Source organism: uncultured Treponema sp., from assembly GCF_946187725.1.
Classification (GTDB): Bacteria; Spirochaetota; Spirochaetia; order Treponematales; family Treponemataceae; genus Treponema_D.
On the sequence record NZ_CAMHSK010000029.1, the window covers coordinates 14,171 to 37,349 of the forward strand.

At 42.8% G+C, this 23,179-nt stretch carries 10 protein-coding genes; 1 reads left to right on the top strand and 9 read right to left on the bottom strand.

Translation table 11 applies throughout. The annotated features are described in order from the left end of the window. Positions 1–96 precede the first annotated feature (96 nt). A complete protein-coding gene (locus tag Q0Q74_RS10350) occupies positions 97–951 on the top strand; it encodes a hypothetical protein (RefSeq protein WP_294430572.1) in 855 nt (284 codons plus the stop codon). Between the two features lie 78 nt (positions 952–1,029). On the opposite strand, the gene Q0Q74_RS10355 is transcribed toward Q0Q74_RS10350, so the two are convergent. The 9 genes from Q0Q74_RS10355 to Q0Q74_RS10395 all read right to left on the bottom strand — a co-directional run bounded on the left by Q0Q74_RS10355 (position 1,030) and on the right by Q0Q74_RS10395 (position 23,000). Then, a complete protein-coding gene (locus Q0Q74_RS10355) occupies positions 1,030–1,410 on the bottom strand; it encodes a type II toxin-antitoxin system VapC family toxin (RefSeq protein ID WP_294430573.1) in 381 nt (126 codons plus the stop codon). Next, positions 1,407–1,637, bottom strand: a complete 231-nt coding sequence (locus Q0Q74_RS10360) for a DUF2281 domain-containing protein (protein WP_294430575.1) — start codon at positions 1,635–1,637, stop codon at positions 1,407–1,409. The genes Q0Q74_RS10355 and Q0Q74_RS10360 overlap by 4 nt, the downstream gene beginning before the upstream one ends. Positions 1,638–1,790: 153 nt before the next feature. Beyond that, complete coding sequence (locus Q0Q74_RS10365) at positions 1,791–5,000, bottom strand: BspA family leucine-rich repeat surface protein (protein ID WP_294430578.1); 3,210 nt, start codon at positions 4,998–5,000, stop codon at positions 1,791–1,793. 17 nt (positions 5,001–5,017) lie between these two features. Then, on the bottom strand, positions 5,018–9,346 hold the full coding sequence (locus tag Q0Q74_RS10370) for a hypothetical protein (RefSeq protein ID WP_294430579.1): 4,329 nt from the start codon (positions 9,344–9,346) through the stop codon (positions 5,018–5,020). Between the two features lie 12 nt (positions 9,347–9,358). Continuing rightward, positions 9,359–13,492, bottom strand: coding sequence for a hypothetical protein (locus Q0Q74_RS10375; RefSeq protein ID WP_294430581.1), 4,134 nt, complete (start codon positions 13,490–13,492; stop codon positions 9,359–9,361). 26 nt (positions 13,493–13,518) lie between these two features. Further along, positions 13,519–17,175 (bottom strand): hypothetical protein, encoded by a 3,657-nt coding sequence (locus Q0Q74_RS10380; protein ID WP_294430583.1) that lies wholly within the window; start codon positions 17,173–17,175, stop codon positions 13,519–13,521. 12 nt (positions 17,176–17,187) lie between these two features. Beyond that, positions 17,188–21,225: a hypothetical protein gene (locus tag Q0Q74_RS10385; protein ID WP_294430585.1), complete on the bottom strand. Its 4,038-nt coding sequence runs from the start codon at positions 21,223–21,225 to the stop codon at positions 17,188–17,190. A gap of 13 nt (positions 21,226–21,238) precedes the next feature. Further along, a complete protein-coding gene (locus Q0Q74_RS10390; RefSeq protein WP_294430588.1) occupies positions 21,239–21,634 on the bottom strand; it encodes a hypothetical protein in 396 nt (131 codons plus the stop codon). Between the two features lies 1 nt (position 21,635). After that, positions 21,636–23,000 (bottom strand): hypothetical protein, encoded by a 1,365-nt coding sequence (locus tag Q0Q74_RS10395; protein ID WP_294430590.1) that lies wholly within the window; start codon positions 22,998–23,000, stop codon positions 21,636–21,638. Between the last annotated feature and the right edge of the window lie 179 nt (positions 23,001–23,179).

The following is a 23,179-nucleotide window of genomic DNA, read 5'->3' on the forward strand; positions in this document are numbered from 1 at the left end:
AGCATCGCATCATTTGCAAATTTTATCGTCTGCGGTCTTGTCGTTGTTCTGATTATTGCAAAAATCATTGTTCCGCAGGTAAAGTTCAACAGCTACATGGCAAAAATCGAAAAGCCATGGAAAGAAGAAATCCAGAGCTATGAAACATTGGATTTTAGCGAAGAGTTCAAGACCACTTTCGATAAGATTTCATCGGAAATAAACGCTTGTACAAATGATAGAGCAGGTTTGAAAAAATTTGTTGAGGTCAAAGAAAATTCTGAAAAACATTTGGATGAAATGAGAAAGACTTGTGAAGCAAAACTTGATGAAATTTCCAACAAAACCTCGGATGCATTCGGTGACATCGAGAATCCAACTTTTGTAATGTCTACAAGTCAAGTTAATAAATACAGATCTTTGATGACTGCATTATCGGCGAAGTCACAAGAAGCTTGGTTAAACACATTTTCCAAAAACAATGCAGTCTATGACGAATATATGGAAGAATTAAACAAAGTTTGTTCTGAAAAAATCGAGAAAATAAATGAAGCCATAAAAGAAGCGGATAGGAAAGCATACATTGCTTTTGTTCAGAAAAGTATTGTCGGTTTTTGGGTGGATAACCACAATGAAGGTAAAATAGAATTCAATTCAAACGGAACATTTTCTTTTAAATATCATCGGACCGGATTTAAACCTAAGCGGCCGCCTAAAGCTATGTACAACATGACAGATGGTTCAACTCTAATAAATCTTATAAATGAGGATGAATTTACTACCCCCGAACGACTGCGGAACTTCTCTGGCAAGTATTCTTTCCAAGATGATGTGCTCATTCTTGATGTAAAATCAGCAGAATATAAGAATATGCCAGAAGTTAACTCCGGGGATAAATTAAAGATGAAAATCAGTTTTGCAGACAACGGAGACAGGCTTTGGTTTGATAAAAAAACATATAAGCGAAAATAATCCGCTACAAGATATGTAGCTTCTCCAAGCTCTGCTGATTCATCGGCAGGGCTTTTTTTATCATGTAAGAGAGTTTTTTCACCACAACAAATTCACATCATACAGCTTGATTTTCGAGTCTTTGGTGATAATCGTGAGATTTTCTGATTGTGCCTGTGCGATAATCATTCGGTCAAATGGGTCGTTGTGAATATTTGGAAGTTCTGACAGTTTATCAATGCAATCGGATTTTATCGGTAGAATTTTAATATTCTGTGCAAGACACTGTTCTTCGAGTTCTTTGACTGAAAAAGGAACATTGAGTTTTCCGATGCTCTTTTTGATTCCGATTTCCCATAAACTTGCTATGCTTGTGTAAATTCCTTCTTCGGTATCAAGAATCTTTTGAACCTTATTTGAGAGATTTTCTGTGTCACTGAATGCCCAAATCAAGATGTGCGTATCAAGGATATATTTCATACATAATCCTTGAAACATTCAGGCGTTTCGTCAAAATCGTCAGCCATCCAAACCTGTCCTTTCCATTGTCCGAGTTTTCGTATGGCTTTCTTTTCTTCCTTCGTCTCCGCATTCGCTTTTTCTGGTTTAGAATTTCTGCTTAAAACAAAGTCCAAAATCTGTGAGACAAAATCAAACTCGCTTTCTGGTACAAGACGAAGCTTCTGCTCTAAAACTGCGTATGGCATGGCAACACCTCCAATATGATATTATAGCATAATTTCATGGAAATGGCAGAGTTCATGCGGCAATACACGCTTTCTTATATTGCCGCAACGCACTCCCTGCGAACTGCCCGCATGGGGAAAGTCCACAGGGAAGAAGATTGAATTACTTCACAATTAAGGCTGCCCCTGTGAAGATGAAGTTTTTGCGGTGAAATAGCCGGTATCAGAAGTATTGGCGTAAGTATAGTCCGTTCTTGTGATTGAGTATGTGGCATTACCGCCACCAACGAGACTTTCACAATCAAGGAACATATCATCACCATACGGGCCTTTATTTCCAGACCTAGCCACTTCCATTAAATCGTCGGTCCAGTCTGAATTAGAGCCAACATAAATCTTTGTAAGTTCTGTATCGCCGCTGAACATACAGCTTACATCATAGCAGACTCCATTCAAATTGAAGCTACTCAAATCAAGAACCTGGAGATTCTTCATTTCGGCAAACATGTTAGACATTGTTTCGACAGATGTTGTAACAAAGCCAGAGATATCAACCGTAGAAAGTGCTGTACCCATGAACATATAGCTCATATCTTTAACACTTGCCGTACTAAAGCTTCCGCCGAATGTTACGCTTTCAAGTTTTACTGCATAACTAAAGAGGAAAGACATATCTTCAACCGCAGATGTATTTAACTTACTCATATCGATTGTCTTTATTTCACTCTCAACAAACATACCGCTTATATTTTTAAGAGCTGGTGTACCTTCATCCTCAACCTCAATTCCAAGGTCGCCAATATCCAATGAAGTAAGCTTTGTGGTTTCAAACATTGAGCTCATGTCTGTTACATTACTTGCATTAAAGCCATCGCCAAATGTAATTTCGGTAAGAGATGAACAGCCCTGGAACATAGCACTCATATTCGTTACAGCACGAGTATTAAAAGCGCTCAAGTCTATGCTTGTAAGAGATCTCATGTTTGCAAATAATCCGCTGCAGTCAGCATTAAGAGGAATCATGTTGTAGTACTTAGCTGTGACAGTTTCACCAGCACTAATATATTCGCCTGAGAAGTCATCTGCATGAACATAGAGGATATCGTCTTTCAGCCATGCTTTTACTTCAACTGCTGAACCTGTATCCGAAATTGTAACAGCATTGCTTGGCGCACTGTCTGTTGTATACATGAACTTCTTTGCCATTCGGAAATTGGTCTTGAATATTGCGTTAATATTTGAACCTGTATCCATTAAAATCTCACGGCTTACAACAGGCGGGTTCGAACCACCACCAGAGCCACTTCCAGATTCATAATATATGTTGGAAGAAGTAACATTGATGACAATCGGTTCAGAAGCAATAACTTTATCTACCTCAGCAGTTTCAACGCCTTTAATTCGAACCCAGAGTTTTGAACCAGCCGTTGCAGGAAATTGTGTACCGTATACAACATCAGTCCAACCACCTGAACTTCCAGCGATTTTATACTGAAGAGCTGCATCAGTTGAAATTGTTTGGAATACAGTGTTTCCGCCTGTAAGAGTAATCTGACTTCCATTATCTAAAGTAACCCCAGGTGAATTTTCTGTAAGAACTGCAAGTTTCACTATATTTGATGCAGGGATTGCGTATTTTACAGGAACAACTACTGTTGGCGAACTTGAGCCTGAAGGGCCTGAATAACCACTGACAGTGAATGTTACATTCAAAGCAGTTGTCTTTGTAAGCACAGAATAATCTTCAAAATCAGCATCAACGCCGGTAACAGTATTGCCATAAACATCTGTGAGAATCGAGCCGATTACGATATTTGATTTTACAGGTTTGCTTCCATAAATGACCGTACCACTATACTGAAGCGTTGGAGTTCCAGAGAAGCTTCCAGGAGCAACTGTATCTTTATTAGTTGGAGTTGAAGCAACCGGCTCACCAGCAGACACTTTATAATACAGGACAGAGCCGTCTTCTAAGCCGTCGTCTGTAACCTTAGTTACCTTATATGCAGGAGTTACTTTTACTCGAAGAGTCTTGCCGTCTTCATTTGCAGTAATCTTATAAGAAGCATTTGTGGCTCCTTGAATATCCTGCTCATTACCATCCTTTACAGTATACCACTGATATGAACCAGTAACGCCGCTTGCTGTAGCCGTGTTTCCGACGGCAGCTTTTTGATTCTCCCCTGTGCCACCATAAGTAATTGTCGGCACGCTAGTATCTGTTCCGAGTCGGGCACTTGATTGGGGAATCAGGCGGGCATACAGCGTAATATCAGAACGGATATTGCTGACATCGTATGCCGCATACGAATTTGCATCAACTTGTTCAGTAAATTCAGCATCTTTATACCAACCACAGAAATAGTAGCCGGAGAAAGAACCTGCTTCACTAATCATTGCAGCTGTAGGCAAAGAAACACTTGTCGTATTACGCGTAAAGCTTGCAGAAAGAGTGCCGCTTGGAAGTGTTGGAACAGGATTATAAATGATATGATAAACCTCGTCCAAATTGGTTACAGATATGCTACCTTCGCTTACAGTATCACTTCCGATGTACACATATTCCCACGGCGGATTTCCAAGTTTGTTGCCCGCTGCATCAAAAAATGTGAACTGAGCAATGTATGTACCGGCATTAATTCCTGTCGCTTCAAATTTCTTAGCGTCGGTAATATCAGTTTCTGCGTTATTATCTCCATACACCAAACTTCCAAGAGTCGTTGCATCCGCAGCAGGAAGCTCATACAGCCCCGCAGTGACTTTCTTAACATCCGTAGAAGTCCAGTTTACAGAAATACTAAAGGCACCTCTTCCTTCAACAGCTACATCAAGGGCGGTAAGTGCCATCTTAAAGGTTACTACCTTACTAGCCGCACCAGCAGAGACTTCAACATCAGCTGTTTCAGATTCACCACTTCCTACGAAGCCATTTCCAACAAATGTCGTAACGGTTGTTTTATCGTGATTTTCGTCTTTTTTTGTACCAGCGAGCGTGGCTGTAAGCGTAAAATGCCATGTACCAGCAGGCATACCGATTACGGAAGTTGAAAGTGTAGTAAACGGTTTTTCTACAACCTTAACAATGGCATCAGAATCAGCTGATGAATCAGACTCTGGAGCTCTCCATATCCATTTTCTTGTAATTGAGTCTGACTCACCTTCGAGTTTCCAGGTGTATTTATCAAGCTGAGCATTGCCCTCAATTCCTTCACCAAGCACAGGCAAAATGGTTCGGGCGACACTGTCACCAAGAGAAACACGGATGCTTCCATTTTCACCAACAGGAACGCTTTCATCTTCAGTGTTTACGCCGCTGCAGGATGAAACAAGCAGCATTGCAGGTACTGCGAGAAGCAGCAGATATTTTTTTAGTTTCGCATTCATATAATTTCCTCCTCACCTTACTTGCTTACGGTAACGCTGGCACCAGCAGAATATATTACTTCCGAAATACCCTTACTAGAATTTGTCGTAGTAACAAATGCAGTTATCTGATAGGTTCCGCCAAGAAGCTGGACATTTGTAGTATCAATTATAAGTTGTTTACCGTCAGCAGTGATACGAATTGGGTTCGAATTGCTAGTAATCTTTCTACCATCAACGAACCAGCTTGAAGCTGTCCAGTCCTCTGCAGGCTTGATGGTTATAATACCAGCTTCCTTACTGACTTCAAGTTTTTCAACATCAACGGCTGTAAAGGTTACTTTTGTACCAGATGCAATACCACGAGTACCACCGTGCTCGCTGTTCTTGTAGGTCACTTCAATCGGGTCTGAAGCCGCATATGAAGAATCTTGATCAGGTTGATCTTCAGTTACAGGTACAGGTACAAGCGCGTTTGTCTTCCATTCTCCAGTTGAAGCACTGTAATAATATGTTGCGCGATCAACACCAGAGCCAACAAAACCTTTCTGCTTTAAGCGTACCCAAATTTTAGCTGGAGTATCGCCTGTTGTTGGGAAACCAGCTGGAATAGCAAATTCGTCTGGTGTTATATCATACCATGTTACAGAATTGCTAGTATAAGGATCATCGGTTGTGTATTCCATCTCATAAGTGTAGTATCCAGAAGATGAAGAAGCAGCTCCCAAAATGTTTCCGTTATTACCATCAGCATAAGTAGCAAACTGGATGTATCCATAGCTGATATTATCTTTGGCATCCGAAAGCTTGATAGAAGCCTCTACACCAGCAGGAATTGCAGCCTGAAGAGGAATGCCTGTGACATAAACTGGATCAGTAGGAATTAAACCCTCGTAGCCAGGAGCTGTAAATTTAACTTTTGCCCATGCTGTGCCACTACCTTTATCAATCAATGTTCCGTCAAACTCCGTAATAACACCAGTAACCACAGCTTCTGAAATACTGTCTTTTAAGCCACCAGAAGTGATGCGTAATTGCAAAGCTGCAGCAAGGGCCTCTTTAGTAGTATTAACTGTAAACTTATCGTTTTCATGACCTGCTTTTCTCTCAAAGTTTATTATCGGTCCATTAAGCGCCATTGTGCCTTTATCAATACTGACAGTAAGTGTCTTTTCACACAGAGTAGAATAAGCATAAATGCGGCTTGCTGTTATCGTAAGGGTATGAGTTTCTTCTGTTCCGCTCGTGTAATCAGCCTGCTTAATCGTATAAGTGGTGTTGGCAGCGGTAGCAGTTTTTCCATTGGTCGATTCAGTATCAGCGGTTGCCCATGTCCAAGTAATACCACTGAGTCCCTCTGCTCCATAACGAGCAATTTCTTGGTCGTGTTCATCATAAGCCTTTACTGTAAGCGTATGACCAACTTTTGCAGTATATGGTTGATTGTTTGGATGAGGTACATCGGTCTCACCATCACGAGCAACTTCAATGTAAGAAATAAGCTGGCGGGTACCAATATAAGCAAGACTGTTATCAGTAGAGAAAGCATAGCTAAGAGCATCTGAACTTTCCGCAATATGACCGACAGGGTTTCCGTTAGCATCGGTATATTGTGTATCAGCAGGCTCTCCTTCTCCATTAACTTTCTTTTCTGCAGCCTTGAACGACACAGTACCAGCAAGAATATCTGCGGTATCATTGTGCTCTTTACCTAAAGCAGCACGCGCAGTTACCGGAGTAAAATCGCCGTCACCAACTTTGTAAGAAAGAGGAATGGCAGTAACATCTATTGGAGTTTCGCCATTGGTATAATCATTTTCCGAAGAACTGTATTCTGTTGCCTTAAACACAATATACCCCTTGTCGATTCCTTCAAGTTCATTCTGATTCTCCGCATTACCATCATCACACCATAGAGTAGATTTTACATTTGCTTCTGTCGGAGTCTTGTATTTTACACTCACGAAAGCTGATTTTGGAGCACCTGAGTCTACGATGTTCGGAAGATGCAAAGGCTCATATCCTGCAACACTTACAGTTACAGCTACATAATTTGAACCAACTGGCGCATAAACATGATCATCATTAATTTCATCTGTGAGAGAAAGAGCATAAGCTGACACAGTTGCCGAATTGCCTGTTCCATGCTGATATTCCCATGCAGGATTATGTGCATCGGTAATAACACCGCTTGTAACATGCAGATTGCTTGCCGAAAGTTGTGTGCCGATTTCTACAACCTCAGCCGTAGCCGCAGTTCCATAATGCATCTTGAAGAGAGCGTCTTCATCTTCCGGGTTTGTGCTTCCAACTGCTTGTAATGTGCCGAGAACCATTGCTACAGGGGTTGGTACGGATTCTACATCCTTTTTAGCCACACCAGAAACGACAGCTGCATTTTCGGTCACTTTATAATAAGCAATCGCACCTTCAATTTTTTCAGGAACAATCTTGTATTTCTGTACGACACGCGCCTGTAAATATTTACCAGCCTTCGAAGGCTCAACTCGATAAGTAGAAACATGGGTTTCATCCCTTGCCGCAATCGTTGCATTGGTTCCAGAAACAGTGTCTTCATCATCAAAGCTATAGTTTTCTGAATCTGCACTCCAATACCACTGCCATGTAGCCGTACCAGTAAACGCTGTTGGAGTTTCCCCGTAAGATGGTGTTGCAGTAAGCATATAACCGACTTTGTATCCGTTGTTCAATGACTCATTGCTTGCGGCATCTGTTTCTGGGGTAATAGTTACTTTGTCAATTACTGGCATCTCTACCCGCTTTACGAATTTTGCGATGTAGGTCTTGTCATGAACGAATGTATTTTTCTTGATTTCAAGAACTGGTGTGTGGTTCTCAGAATCATTAATCAAGCCGGCAATTGTGTTGTTATCTGCTGCCTCAGAGCCTGTAATGTCATACCATCCGCAGAAGAGATATTCGCTTTCTGGATTTGTGCTGTTGAAATCTTCACTGAACAAATTCGCTGTTGGAAGCGTTGCGCCTGTCAGACGAGAATATGTCATAACCACGCCGCCAGCATTCGCAGAGATTGTATTATCAGCTTCAGAAGTGATTTCAGCAAACATATTTCCCTCAGAAGTATTTGCAACTCCAGGGAAGCCACTATCTGTCCTTGCGCCAAGACCGAAGGTGTACTTGCCGTTTCTATCTTGTACTGCCGATGTTACGACGACATTCTGATTCGCCTCATCATCAAGAATCCAGTAGCGGTATGTGATTGCATAGCTTCCGTTTAAGTCAACTGTCAAAGTCGATTTACTTGTCAAATCTTTGAGGACATATACATATTCTGTCATGGCACCAACTTCAACGCCATTTTCAGTGAACTCGAATACTGCAACATACATGCCTTCTTTTATACCTTCTGCAGAATACAATCGTTCAGTTGCATTATCGGCGGCTTCTGTTGCAAGCACAGAATTGCCCTCAACAGTGAGTGGAGTTTCACTTTTCGTAACAACACTTTCAGAAACAGTTGCCGAGTACAATTTTGCAATCGTTTTGTATCCGCTTAATTCAGAACCTGTTGCATAATTCAGTGTGATTTCGATTTTTCCTTCTCCGCTTGTGCTGTACGGATAAACGAATTTACTCGTTCGGGCAAGCGTAAAGTCAAGGCCATTTGTCGGATTTGTTGGTGTGTTAGAATCTGTATAAATGTAATACTCTTTAGAATCATCAAACTCAGCATTACCATCAAGTTTTACAAAGACACCGTTTGCAGCGTCTTTTGTATACAATCCTACTACAAGACTTGCAAAGGTATCTTGCGTAACTTCCACACGCTCAAATCCATCGACAGTCGGCTTGATTGTCTTAGAGACACTTCCCGCAAAAGTGATGTGTTTCTCATCTGTTCCATAATAGCCGACAAGAGTAAAATTCCATTCTTCAGCTTCACCGCTTGAAAGAGCAATCGGAACTTTACTTGCACCTTCAGCCGTAAATGCCCGATATGCCGTTGTATCACCATGTGATTCCCAGACACGAATCGGGCTTTCTTCGCTGTTACCGATAGCCGCTGCATCGCTTCCAGCTTTTGCACCGTAGAGCACGAATTTGGTGAATCCTGCATATTGATAAGTTCCGTTTGTGCCAGTCGCTGTTTCAAAGTCCGGCAGGGCAGTTCGGGCACTCGATGAGGCAGCCTTTGCAGTAATGCTGTCCAAAGATACACTCAAGAATGCCACTGCGTTTATGTTTTCTGCAGTCTCAAGAGCTTTGCCAGTCTGAGAAGAACTTCCAGAATCGGAATCAAAGCCCAACATATCCTTGCAGGAAGTCGCAAGGAGAGCAAGCAGTGCTGTTCCGATAAGCATGTAGTTTTTCATTTTTATCTTCATAGCTTACTCCTTCTAGTTAGTTTTTGTGTATGTAACGGTCGTGGTGTAAATATCGCCTAATACGCTTTTTGCTTCCAATCTTAGGATATATTTTCCCCAGCCTGATTCTGTATGGCAATACTTGTCTTCTACCGTAAAGCCATAAACACCATTAGGTCCTGCAACCTTTTTATCATCAAGATACCAGGTAAATTCAGAGAATTTACCGAAGTTTTGAACATAGTAAATATTCAAAACAACAGATTTAAGATCAATATCCTCGTCATTCTGAATCTTTACAGTAACAAGAGCACAGTGACCACCAACATAGCGAATTCCGCTTTCGTTCAGCACAAGAGGAATTGCTGTACCAGCTACTACATCAGCTGCTAAGACCTCAGTTTCGTGTCCTTCAGCGTCTAACCATTTGTTTGCCTCAGAGTTTAAATAGTAAACTTTGCCGTCAACAGTAGCCGTTGCCTTTAAGCGTACTGAAACAGGATGATTAACAAAGTACTCGTTTGTGTCCGGATAGTAAGTTCCATCAACACTGAATGCCGCGTTCGGCACAGGCTGCCATACACTTACATTCGTGATTTCAGAATCCGTGCAGTACTCGAACATATAGTAGCGGTAATCAGCACCTTCGATGTCTTTGAACTGAATCGTACCAAGCGGAATATTTTGTACATCGGTACGCAAAAGTTCTGCTGTTACTTCAGCGGGAGTCATTATCTGAGAAGTTCCGGCCGCAAAGGTAACATTTACAATCGCATCGTTAAAGCCTGTTGCTTTAAATCGAAGCGGTGTTGTTGCTGTTTCTCCTTCAGAAATCGTTGCCGAACTGTCAAATACATAGCTTGTGCCGTACAAATATGCTCCAAGCGACATAGTCGCATTTAAGACAACATTTCCAAGAGAATCTTTTGCATTTCCTGTGATGTTGACATACTTAACATTTGGTCTGGTACCAGGAATCATTTTTTTGGTACTTTCAGTGTTTGAATAAGAAATCGTAAAATCTTCACTGAACTGGAGCGTACCCGCAGCAATCGTGTCAGAATCACTCTTTACATTTGTCGGGTTTTCATCCGTTGCTGATGTAAGAGTCGGTTCTGGTGATTCGCTACCAACACCTGATGTCTGATATGTCGGTGTTACCGTTACAGAAAGCGTTGAGCCAACAGTTGAGCCATCAATCTGATAAGTAATGCTTGAATCTCCCACATCAACAATCTTCAGATCTGTTGCGTTGCTTGCAAGAGTGTAGCTGTCTGTGTAGAAATCTGCTTCCGAACTAGACGGTATTGCTGTGACAGATTTTGTGACCTTTCTGACTGTGACAGGAGTTGGAGTCTCATCAGCAGAAGTAGCAGCAGGTGTAATCGTCCATTCATACACAAGCTGAGTTGCGGTAATCGGCAAAGCTACCGTATTTTCTCCACTTGTAACAGAGATTTCAGGAATAAGCTTTACACTGATTTTTGTTCCGACTTTTGGCTTGCCATTATTCAAATCAAAAGTTGCAATATCGATAGGCGTTGGAGATTCCCCGCTAGTCTGACTGCGAGTAACATTCGGACAGACAAGCTGAACTTCTTTAAGTCGGACAAGTGTACCGATATTACTTGAACCAAGAGCGATTGGAACTGGCTCAGACGGAGCAATATAGTCAGCTTCGCTTTCAGAGGCATATCCAGCAGTTCGAACAAACACTTTGTTGTAGAAACTTGGTGCTGTACTATTTGCGTCAATTTCCTGCAAGAGATAATTGCCGCTTCCCGGTGTTGTTTTCCAAGGATACCATGTTGCAGTTGAAGGAACATTGCCCGCGGAATCAGCCTCAAAAGTATATTCCAGTCCAGAACTTATTGCACTCGGATATTTGCCATCATCTTTTGTAATGCTTGTGGCAGCTGGTGCAACATTGATAAATCGAATGTGATTGTAAGTAACAAGATCTTTGTCCATGAGACTCAACACACGCACTTCACCTGAATCATCACCTGAATCATCACCTGTTGTAACAGGAGCTTTTGCCTTAACAGTGATATTTACGACATTACCACCCTCAACTGTCGGTCGCTCAGCATTTACACTTGTACCATAAACAGTGTCACCTTCAAGCACAAGGTCGTCATATCCAGCGACACTAAAGGTGAGAGGAAGTTTTGTTAAGCCCGAAGAATATGGTGCAAGAGCTCTTTTTAATGATTCGCCTGTACCAGTGCTTGGAGTAAGAACAATCGTTGTGTCTCCAGCTGCTGCGTTACTTGGGAAAGAACTTGCAAATGTTGCAGGAATAGCCGTTGTTTCTGATGTATCCGCATAAACCCAGTCCGTAGCAACTTTATCACAAATAACACCCTCTCTAAGACTAAATTTACTCACATCTAAGTTGCTTCCGATTACGGCAGTTTCACTATAGGAGAGTTTCGCATTATTCAGCATGAGGGTTCCGTTTGCAACAGGAGCCGCTGTAGAAGCAGATGGAGCTTCTGTCAAATCTGAAACGGTATTCAGACTTACATCAGCAGATGTTCCCGTACCGCTAACCTTATATGTCTGCACGGCATAAACCCGCAGGAATTTTCCAGCATAAGCAGGTCTGATTTTGAGAGAAGATGTGCGGATTCCGCTTGGCGTATTCGTAATATCAGTTGAATCAGCTGGAATCGGTGTCCAAGAAGTACTATCGACAGAATCAGCATATTGCCAGATCCATGTCACATCAGCCTTAAAAGCGTAGTCCTCACTTCCGGTTGATTCTGTATAAGCCGTGGCTTTAACAGTGTGTCCGACTGCGGTTTTTACATCAGCTGAATTCGATACAATAGTTACCATATCATTTTCAGAAGTACCTGTCGGATTGATTGCATTTGAATCAACAAGCGTAATATGGTTAATCTGCTTGTATGCATCTGCATCAAAGAATTGAGCCATGTAGTACTTAGGTCCAATCTGTCCGGCAACATGAGCATCCTTTTTTTCACCAAATGTAACGGTATACTTTCCTTCCGTATCTAAAGTACCGTTAGAATATACTTCAACCCAACGCCAGAAGGTGTAAGTTGTTGTACCGGTAGAAGGAGCTGCAAGTTCAAATGAAGAACTTCGTGAATATTTAGCCTGATTTGAACAAGTTATTCCGGCTCCACTTCCAGTTCCGAGAACGGTTGCCTGAATTGTTCCGCTTCCTGTCGGCACTGCATTGAACAACTGAAGATATGTAATCGGATATGTGCTGTCGAGTGCTCCTACTTCAATTGTTGATACAGCCCCAAGTGCAGAAACATAAGCGGCTTCACGCCAGGTTGCGAGTACATTGTTTGTGTCATCATAGAATGTAAACACTACATGATACTCGCCGGCAGGCAGAGAAGTGACCGTAAAAGGAAGCTCACCCGCACTAAATGAGGCAGTTCCACTTGCAACAGTAACTTCATCTGGAACAGCGTTTTCAGTTTCATCCGTAGAAGAATATTCAAATCCTGATGCAGAACTTGTCAGTTTTACGGCGGCCGTAGTCTTTCCGTTTACAATGTGCTGGTCATCGTATGTATAATCAGTGACTTTATACACTTTTGCAGTCAAAAGCTTTGCACTTACGGCTTCTGTAAGCTTAACTTTTATCGAAAGTGCTCCAGTGCTGCTTCCTGTAACCAAATTTGATAAGCTCAAATTGAATGTAAGAGCCTGATTTCCAGAACTGCCGATATTTACAGTCTTCGTTTCAACATAGGTTGCCGTAGCACCGCCAGAAGTTTTTGTTGCAGTTAGTGTAAGATTCCATGTTCCGGCTGCAATACCAATGCGGTCATCCCTCATGACATCGTATGCGGTTCTCGAAGAATCTGCCGATAAAGTTTTATTACCCGACTTGCTGCTTGTCCACTCAATTCCAGAACTTGCGGTATAAGTATTACCGTAGTTATCTGTCCATTTCATATCAACACCACTAGCGTCACCAGTAAGTTTATATGAAGTGATTTCAGCAGCTTCTACATTAGGTAATGCAGTACGGCTTCCCATAGATGCCACTGACAATGTGAGGGTCGGTTTTTCAACAGACGATGAATCAGTGTCAATGCCATCATCGTGGAACAGTGAACACGAAGCGTATGCCAGAACCACGAGCGTAAGAATTGAAGGCAGTATTTTTTTCATTGTAATTCTCATAATTCTACCCCTCTTTATGGATTGACTGTTGCAGTTGCAGTTGCAGTTACTGCGACTGTAACGGTTGTTGTAAGCGGAAGGTTGTTTCGTCTTCCTTCGACCGTAACCCTGTAATAGCGGGTTGTATTTTCTGTTGTATTTGCAGGAGCCGCACCACTTAAGAATGTAAGCATTTTGTCACCACGATTTAGAGTGGCAATTGTCTCACCGTTTACTTTGTAAGTATCAGCTCCTGTAGATGCAATCAGATTGCCGTCAACATACCAGTCTGTAATTGCATCGTACCAGCTTGATTCTGCTGAATCTGGCGAACTAGGCTTAACCGTGACAGTATTTTCAGAAACTTCAATACCTATTTCCTTGTTAGAGAATGAAACCGCCTCAACATGTATAGAACGAGTTCCAACATAGGTATTTATGAAAGTAGTTTCGTTAACAGCAATTGGATAATCTCCTGTTGATTGGTAGACAATTTTGTCTATGACAGGGCGCTCTTTACCAGCTAAAGAAGGTCTTGAAACAGTTGTTGCATGTTCTCCAATACGCAATATAAGTTTATTGTCACTTGTAAGCGCTGTTTTATAGTTAAACTCACCAATAGGCCATCGTGTCCATTTGTTATCATCATTAGAAGCCGCGTTGTAATAGTAAACACCAGCCGCATCTGCTTCAGCGTTAACACGAATATAACCATAGGTAATTGAGCTTATACTTGAAGAGAGCCAATTTGGAAGGTCTTCTGCTGTTGGAGTGCGGCCCCGTACATCAATTGCAACATCCATAGGAAGGCTCTCATATCCAGGCACAGTCGCAAGAACCGTAACATAGCCTGAGCCATTCGGAACTACAGTGTCGGCACTAACAGTTACAGGCTCAGCCTCGGCAGAAGCTTTATAAACTGCTGTTCCAGAGAAAGCAAATGTAACTTCCACATTGGCACCAGTATCTGCATTCTTGACGGTTGTGGTAGTTGCCGTATCAGAAAGACCAGCTGTGCTTGAAATCAATGCCGCAACACTAAGTCCCGCCGTATCCTGCGGATCTTTTTCTGTGACATCGATATAAGCAGGCTCAAGAGCCGCTCCAAGAGTTGCATATTTATTGGCATCTGTAGGATGAACATACAAAAGATGTCTGCCTGAAACAGCCACAAGCGTACCCTTTTGAACCACGCCGCCGCTTATCCAGTCTTTAGTGTAATGAGCACCACCAACTTCCTGAGTTGCCACAACTTTAAGATATTTGCCGATATCATCTACCCGAACTGTATAAGTCTTTGCCGTTGCAGATTCAACTGGCATCCATTCAGCATTTGAAATGCTCCAATCAAAATCCGTGCCTTTTGCCGCTGTGTACCACTGATATGTAACAACATCGCTCAAATCATTATCATTAAGGCTTGTATCGCCCTTTGTCGCTGTCATTGTCAATGAATAGCCGTATTTTACAGGATTTGCCGTAGCTTCGCTTGCAATATCGCTTACAGGAGAAGTGAGATTTGAGAACGAAGCGGTCAATGTGCTGAGTACAACGAGCGTTCCCACATTATCCGAGCTGATTGTAACAGGAACTGCATCACTGGCAGCAATATAGCCAATTTCTCCAGCCGAAACTTCCGCACCTGAATAAGAAGTTTCTGCCGCGTGACGAAGATACAAAGCATTTGCGGTCGGAACTTCAATCTTTTTATCTGCATAGTACTGACCTTCAGGATAAGAACTTGTGATTTGAGAATACGGAACTCTTGCCCAATTTGCAGAATCTGCAGCAGGTGAACTTGTATTTACAATATACTGATAACTTGTGTTCGAACTCTGATTTGTGAAACAAACATGACCATTCGGAATCATGTCTTTTGCTGTGGCAAGTGCAGGAACTCCGGTGCCGCCGCTTACAGGTGTCGGATATTTCACATTGATGAAAACCTCACCCGCACCGGCTGCACTTGCGCCGCTTGCACGGACAAACTGTACAGGCTCATAGCCTTCTGCACTAATCCACACGCCCACATAATTAGAATAACTTGGAGCCGTCGTTGTGCTTCCATTTGAAAGCGAGAGGCTTACAGGAACAGTTACGCTCGTACTTCCAGTAGAAACAACATTTGAAACAGTGCCGTGCTTTATATTGAGGGCTGAATCATCCAATGCTGTCGTCTCTCGGACTACAGCGGTGCCTTCATTGTAAACAAGAGATGTTCCAGTCTCATTTTCAGCAGGAGTCAAAACAAGAGAACTTGCATCAAGCGTACCCCTTACAACCGCAGTTCCATTCGAAGTACTTACAGCAGGATTTACCGTCTCAGCAGAAGTTGCTTTCGTAATTGAAATTGTAAAGATTCCGTCACTTTCACTGTCAGTTGCCATGTATTTCTGACGGATTTTTACGCTGAGATACTTTTCTGCATCTTCTGGCTTAACGAGATAAGCTGAATCAAGAGTGCCTGTTTCCGTTTCGCCCCGGACAACTTCTTTTTCAACAGTGGCATTTACCGTACCAGCCTCATCCTCTGAGCAAATCCACTGATATGAATAAACTGTACCAGCGAATGCGGTGTTATTGTCAGATGTTTCTGCATCGTATGAAGTCCAAGCCTTTGCAGTGAGCGTTTCACCAACTTTTACATTGCCATCAATCGTAACGGCAGTAATCGGTGCAATCTCTTTATTCTCAATGAATTTTGCGTAATAAGTCTTTGTTCCGATTTCACCTGCGCCAAAGCCTGTTACAGGACTTGCGCTTTCATTGTCCACTGAAGCCGATTCAGAACTTCCGTACCATCCGCAGAATGTCCATCCTTCTTTTTCAGGAACCGGCAAAGTAACGCCACCATGTCTTGTGTAGACCGCCGGTGTCAAAGTCATTTCTGAATTATTATCGCTTGCATCCCGATATGTGATTGAGTAATCAGCATCAAGATTTTCTATATTAATAGAAGAAACACTTCTGCTTCCTGCTGAAATTACGACATATTCAGGGCAGAGACCAAGAACATTTCCAGCAGAGTTTTTCAGGGTGAATGTAACGATGTAATTTCCAACAGGAATTCCACTGTAGCCGTAAACACCACTGACTCCTGTTTCTGGGCGCGTCAATTGTGCATCAACAGCACTTCCGTCTGATTTTACGAGGAAAGCCTCAACAGAAGCTACATTTGTTACAGCACTTCCGATTGAAAGCGTAATCGCAATATTTCCGCTTCCACTTGTGCCAACGCTTTCAAGGCTCAATGGGAAAACAAGATTGCTGTTGTTTCCTGCACTAAGGGTTTTAGTGACTGTTCCTTTGTAGACAGTGCAGGCTTCATCTGAGCCTTCAATCAACGCTCTGAGCGTAAAAGTCCACTCACCGACATCAAGCTCAATATGTTCAACCGTCATCACTTCATAGGCAGACTTGCTTTCAGTTGCTACCCATCCGCCTTCCGGAGAAAGAATTTGAGCCGTGCCGCTTCCTTTTGAACCAGTCAGCACAAATTTTGTAAAATCTGCATTCAAAGGATTAACAGGAAGTGCCGTCCTTGACTTGCCGTTATCCACCGAAACAGAAATTACCGCTTTATTCGACACAGGACCTGTATCGTCAGAACTGTCCGAAGCATTGCTACAGCCAAAGGCAAACAGAACTGCTAGAGCCGTAGCAAATCTCAATAATCTGTTCAATTTTTTCATACTCTACGCTCCTTATTGTTTTGTGACAGGCACCGTAGCACTGTATTTAAAATCACCCTGTGTTCCCACAACTGTAATGCGGTACACGCCACCTGCAACCCAATCGCTTACATTCAATTCAAGACTAGGACCAGTCGCTCCTTCGATAATCACATTGTCCTTTTTCCATTCAAACGCTGTGAACAAATCTGGATTAGAAACTGAAATCGTAACCGTGTGGGCTTCATTGTTAACCTGAGGATTTGCAAGCCGGATATCACCTGTGTATGTGATTTCGCCAAAGCTTGCGGTCGGTTTTTCACCAAGATTGTCTGCCTCAACTGTCACAGTAACAGGAGCGGACGCTTCGATATGATTAGAGTCAGCCTCAGAGCCAGATGCTTTTACGCGAACCAGAATTGTGTCATCTGCTTCCCAGGCATCATTTTCGCTTGTGTAGAATCGGGTTGTTGTAACAGACTTCCAGCTTGTTCCGCCGTCAACTGAATATTCAAGCGTTTCACTGGCAGCCGCAAATGCAACCGCACCAGCACTGATTTCAGCCTGATTTATGCTCAGTTGAGGAGCCTCTGGAGTAGCCGCCTTTACTTTAACCGGGATTGTTACTACTGCGTCATCATAGCCTGAAGCACTGACTTTTACAGAAACCGCGCCGCAATGCGTGAATGTCGTTGAAGTAGAGAAACTTGCACTTGCTGAAACAGCATTATTATTTACAGAATCTTTTGCCCCGCTGACTGAAGGACTTCCTGAAAGTGAGGCATTTCCTTCAGCATCCAAAGTGAGTGAAATTCCGCTTGATGCAGAAATTGTGCTGCCACCATAAGTGAGCGTGAATCCACTTGCAATTGTGCCTTTTGCAACAGCAGTTGTGCTTACATCAGAAGGTACACTTTCTGATGTGCGTTGAGTTGCTGTTACCTTGATGAATTTTCCGGCATCAGAAGCCTTGATTACATAAGTTGAACTTGTCGCACCAGTTATAGCCGTAAATGTTCCGCTTGCAGAATCTGCTCTTGCCCACTGATATTCAACATCGGTAGCACCAGAAGGAGTTGTTACCGCACTGAGCGTTGAGCCGACTTTCAGTGAACTTGCAGGAACAGAAATTGCAACGGTTTCAAGCAGGACTTTTGCGCCCAAATTATCTTCACTTACAATCAGTGAAACAGGAACAGAAGCTTCGATATGATTAGATTCAGCCTCGCTTCCAGATGCTTTTACACGAACAAGAATAACATCGCCTTGAGCCCATGGAATGTTTCCACCAGCTTCAATCGTTCCCTTGTAGAACGGAATTGCCGTGACATCAGAATAAGACTCGCCGCCGTCAACTGAATATTCAAGCGTTTCACTGGCTGCCACAAATCCAACCGTACCAGATTCAAGATATGTTTTATCAGTGCGAAGAAGCGGAACTTCAGGAGCTTTAGCCATTACAGAAACAGGAACATTAACGATTGCGTCTTCATATCCCTCAGCAGTGATTTTTACACTGACGGTTCCACAGTACTCAAATTCTGTCGTTGTAGAGAATGCGGCTCCTACACTTACAGGAAGTTCTGAAAGTTCATCAACAGCATCGCTTACAGAAACAGTTCCTGAAAGTTCAGCTTTACCTTCATCATTGAGAGTGAGTGTGATTCCCTTTACAGCAGAAATTTCAACAGGATCTGCCCCTTCACTTTCAACATAAGAGATTATGTAAGATTTTATCGTGCCTTTTGCGATTGATTCAGCGACTTCTTCTGACTCAAGAATATTCTGTTCACCCTTGCCCTGTTTTGCACGAACTTTGATGAATTTTCCGACATCATCAGGAGTAATCAAATAAGTGTCTGAATCAGTTTTTACCTCTGTATAATCAGAAATTGCCGTATATGGACCAGCTTCGGTTTCGGCAATAAGCCACTGATAAGAAACGAGCGTTGCTTGTTTTTCATCATCGTCCATAGCCTTTGCTGTAAGCGTTGCACCGACCCTTGAAGTTCCTGTCATAACGACTTTTGTCATCTTTACTTCGAGGTCGCCGGCATTTTCTTGTGTAACAGTCAGTGTAACTGCCTCAGATGGAGCAACATAATCACCGCTTTCAGCAGAACCACTTGCTTTAACCCTTACACTGATTTTATCACCAACTTCCGCAGCAAAATCTTCTATAGTAATGCTCTTCCATACAGTGCTTTCAGTGATTTCGCCGACCGCATATTCAAGTGAATCGTCTGCCCGTTCAAAGGCAACACAACCAACCTTGATTGCCTTTACGCCTTCACCAGAAACAAGACCTGGGATTTTCTCTAAATCAGGCTTTGTCTGTTTTACATTGACTTTAATGCCTTTTATCGTTACAGATTCATATCCTGAAACTGAGACCGTAACATCCACGCTTCCGCAAGCCGCAAAATCATTTTTAGAGAAAATTGCCGAAGCAGAAAGTGCCGCACCGCTCAGATTATCAATTGCATTGCTCACAGAAAGAAGGGCGTTGCTGAGAGTTGCTTTTGGAGAAGCCGAACTTCCTGTTTCAGGCTGAACAAGTGCTATATCAAGAATAGTCTCGGAATTAAGGACAATTGCATCTGCCGCACTGCCATATTTAACTGTAAGGGCAGATTCTTTAAGCGTTCCCTTTGCAACCAGTTTTGGAGTGCTTGCTTTGCTTATATTTTTGTCCGTCTGAACGATTTCAGCATAGACATAGTTTTCAGCATCAGCAGCAGTAAGAACATAATCAAGCCCAGTCGCCCCTTCGATTTTTGTTCCGCCCAGAGTGCTGTTTGCAGACTTTCTGTACCATTGAATCGTGTAAAGTGAGTCAGAAATCAGCGAACCGTCACTTGCATATGCTTCAGCAGAAAGTGTTGCGCTTACGATTGGATTTTCGACTCCGCTGTCAGAAACATCAACTTTTACTTCTGAAAGTTTTGCCGCCACCACAGTGTTCTTAGTAATGTCAGTTGAAATGTCAACGCTGATATTCTCTTCAGAAATGTCTTTTGTTTCAATTGTGCCTGAAACATCGGTTGTTTTTACAGAAACGACATCATATTTTCCAGGAGGCAGTGAATTGTCATAAACGCCATCGCCGTCTTCATCATACAATGTGTATTCTTTTTCTGTTGTTGTATTTTTGACGATGATTTCACGGCTTTCACCGCTTTCAGTATTTGCCGCTTCATAGATAATTGCCGTCTCAAACAGGTTTGGCTCAACCGTAACTTCAGTTGTTACCGTATCAACCACAGGATTTCCAGAATCATCTGTTTTAACCGAACCATCAGCATCCTTTACATAGATTACAGGTGTACTTGTCTCACCCGCGATGATGTAAACCGCTTCCGTATAATAGCTTGCCGGTTCTCCAGCTTCATCGTACAAAACGAAACATGCATAATATGTCTTGCCGCTTGGAAGATTTTCCGCATCATATTGAAGGGAATATGAGCCGTCAGCATTTTTTGTAATTCCGTCTGCCGATGTAAAAGTCTTTTGAGTTCCTTCTACTACAGTGCCACCAACGGCCTTATCATAAAGAGCGACTTCAACGCTTCCAACACCAGCTGTCGAATAAGTGACCGGAATTCTGACTTTTCCAGTACCGCTAGCCGCTGCAGTAAGCGTCATGTCTACATCAGCCTTGTTGCTTTTGAGAAGGTCGATTTCCTGACTTGAACCTTCCAGAACAAGCATTTTTTCTGAATCACTGCTTGCAGCCTTTGTGAATGCCTGAACAGTAAAAGTCCACACATCGCGTGCAAGAGCGAATTTCTGGCTCAGATTTTCATGAGTGAGGCCCTCTGCGAGCGTTTTTTCTACACCCTTGTTAGATTTTGCAAGAATCGTAAAAGTATATGCTGAAAAATCCAGTGAAGGTAATGCCGTTCTTGCACTAACCCGCTTTGAATTCAGTCTGAACGATACCGTAGCAGAACCTTCCTTTGCGCTGTCGTTTGAATCATTTGTCTCAAACATATTTGAACAGGCAGTTAAACCTGCAAGAATCAACAGCACAGAAAGGACTGCAAGTAATTTTCCGCTTTTTGTTTTCATACAGACCTCCTTGTTACTCGATTGTTATCGTGCATTTTTCTGTGTAATTCTTGCCGTCAAGCGTTGCAACGACAAGCAGCGTATGAATGCCCGGAGATAATTTGGCTGTATGGACAGTACATGCGGCTCCGTTCGGTATTATGTTGGAACTCTCATTGTCCAAATACCAGGCATAAGTGGCAGAGCTGTCCAGACCAGTAACTTTGGCAACACCTTCATCATAGGCCAGTACCATCGTTGCGAATTTGACTTCAATATTTGCCTCAATGTCTACATCAGCATCTTTTGACGCATCAACAGCATCTTTCGCATCAGAAATATGATTGCTGCAAGCCCCCAAAAAAACGAATCCCGACAGTGAAGCAAATAAAAGAACCGCTTCCAGTTTTTTGACAAAAGCTCTTTTCATGTTAAGCCTCCGTTACATCTATAGAGCCAAGAGAATCACCTGCAATAGCAGCCTTGAGACGGTTAGCTTCCTCTTCATCAGCTGCCGCCTGAGAATCTTCCTTTTCTGCGGCGGAATTTGCTGCGTTAATCTTCTTTTCAAGGGCAGCATTTTCTTTTCCAAGTGCCGAAATTTCTTTATTGACTGCGGAAATTTCTTTCTTTTCTGTGAGTTCAGAAAGCTGTGCGTTCAGTTCCGCAATTTTGCCGTTATTTGCGCTAATCTGCTCAGTGAGGGCAGCAGATTCAGCGCGTTTGTTTGCGGCATTTGCCCGTTCCGCAACCGCATTTTCTGAAAGAAGGGCAATTCTCTCTTTAATCTGCTGAACGATTGACTCAGCTTCGGCCTCTGCCTTTTGTGCAAGAGAATCTGCCTTTTCTGCAGCGGAATTTGCTGAAGCGGCCTGCTTTTCGAGAGAGGCAGTTGCTTTTTCGAGTGCCGAGATTTCTTTTTTAGCAGCTGAAATTTCTTCTTTTTCGGTTAAATCTGCAAATTTCGCGTTCATTTCAGAAAGCTGTGCATTGTTTGCGTTAATCTGCTCGCTGAGTGTAGCTGCTTCTGCACGCTTTTCTGATGCAATTCCCCGCTGAAGACCAGCTTCTTCTTTCTTTGCATTAAGTTTTTGAACCAGGTCACCTTTTGCTGATTTTTTGACTTTAACAGTCTTCTGAGAATCACTTTGAGAAGCATTTGCCGCTTTGATTGCAGCGATTTCTTCTTTATGAACGATTGCATCTTGAATATGAAAGATTGCTCCAAGCCTTGCTCCAAACATAATCGTATTTGCTTCTTTTTCAGGGGCAAATGTAAAAATCGGGGCAAATTCCACATCAAATGCCGGTGTAGCCATCCATCGCAAAGCCGGAGCAAGAGAGGCAATGAAGTTGATATGATTTTTGTCAGAAACCAGAGTATTCTGACTGTCATATTTACTGCTCCATCGAACGATACCAAGACTCAACTCAGGCTGGAACGCAAACCAGGCATTTCCAAGTGCAAAAGGAATTCTGCACCATGAACCGCCTGTAACACGAATTTCATCATCGCTTTTGAAGATACTGCCGCTTTTTGGCAGTGGATGAGCATATTCGCCATGCAGGCTGAATCCCCATGAGTAAGACTGCGCCAAAGGTAAGGCATATTCCATTACCAGACCACCACCGAGATTGCACAGAACATAGTCACCGTAATCCCCCACCGCATACTGATTCAAAGCCGTCACACCGAGCGAAAATCCCGTGTAACGCAATGCAGGCTCTTTTGATTCCTGTGCAAAGAAAACGCTGCCAGCAAAGAGTATGGCACACGCCGCAAAAACACGCCTCATAAAACACTCCTCAGACGAAAATAGATTCTATGGCGATAAAAAAATCGTGCGTGACGAAACTGACACACACGATTTCCTAAATGAGACAAAATTGATTTTTTTGAAGATGAAAAGATCAGGCCGACAGGCCGACAGGCCGACAGGCCGACAGGCCGACAGGCCGACAGGCCGACAGGCCG

Coding starts and splice junctions, on each gene's coding strand:
- Q0Q74_RS10350 (WP_294430572.1), top strand. CDS start 97: ATGGCAAAAATCGAAAAGCCATGGAAAGAAGAAATCCAGAGCTATGAA.
- Q0Q74_RS10365 (WP_294430578.1), bottom strand. CDS start 5,000: ATGAATGCGAAACTAAAAAAATATCTGCTGCTTCTCGCAGTACCTGCA.
- Q0Q74_RS10360 (WP_294430575.1), bottom strand. CDS start 1,637: ATGCCATACGCAGTTTTAGAGCAGAAGCTTCGTCTTGTACCAGAAAGC.
- Q0Q74_RS10395 (WP_294430590.1), bottom strand. CDS start 23,000: ATGAGGCGTGTTTTTGCGGCGTGTGCCATACTCTTTGCTGGCAGCGTT.
- Q0Q74_RS10375 (WP_294430581.1), bottom strand. CDS start 13,492: ATGAAAAAAATACTGCCTTCAATTCTTACGCTCGTGGTTCTGGCATAC.
- Q0Q74_RS10385 (WP_294430585.1), bottom strand. CDS start 21,225: ATGAAAACAAAAAGCGGAAAATTACTTGCAGTCCTTTCTGTGCTGTTG.
- Q0Q74_RS10390 (WP_294430588.1), bottom strand. CDS start 21,634: ATGAAAAGAGCTTTTGTCAAAAAACTGGAAGCGGTTCTTTTATTTGCT.
- Q0Q74_RS10380 (WP_294430583.1), bottom strand. CDS start 17,175: ATGAAAAAATTGAACAGATTATTGAGATTTGCTACGGCTCTAGCAGTT.
- Q0Q74_RS10355 (WP_294430573.1), bottom strand. CDS start 1,410: ATGAAATATATCCTTGATACGCACATCTTGATTTGGGCATTCAGTGAC.
- Q0Q74_RS10370 (WP_294430579.1), bottom strand. CDS start 9,346: ATGAAGATAAAAATGAAAAACTACATGCTTATCGGAACAGCACTGCTT.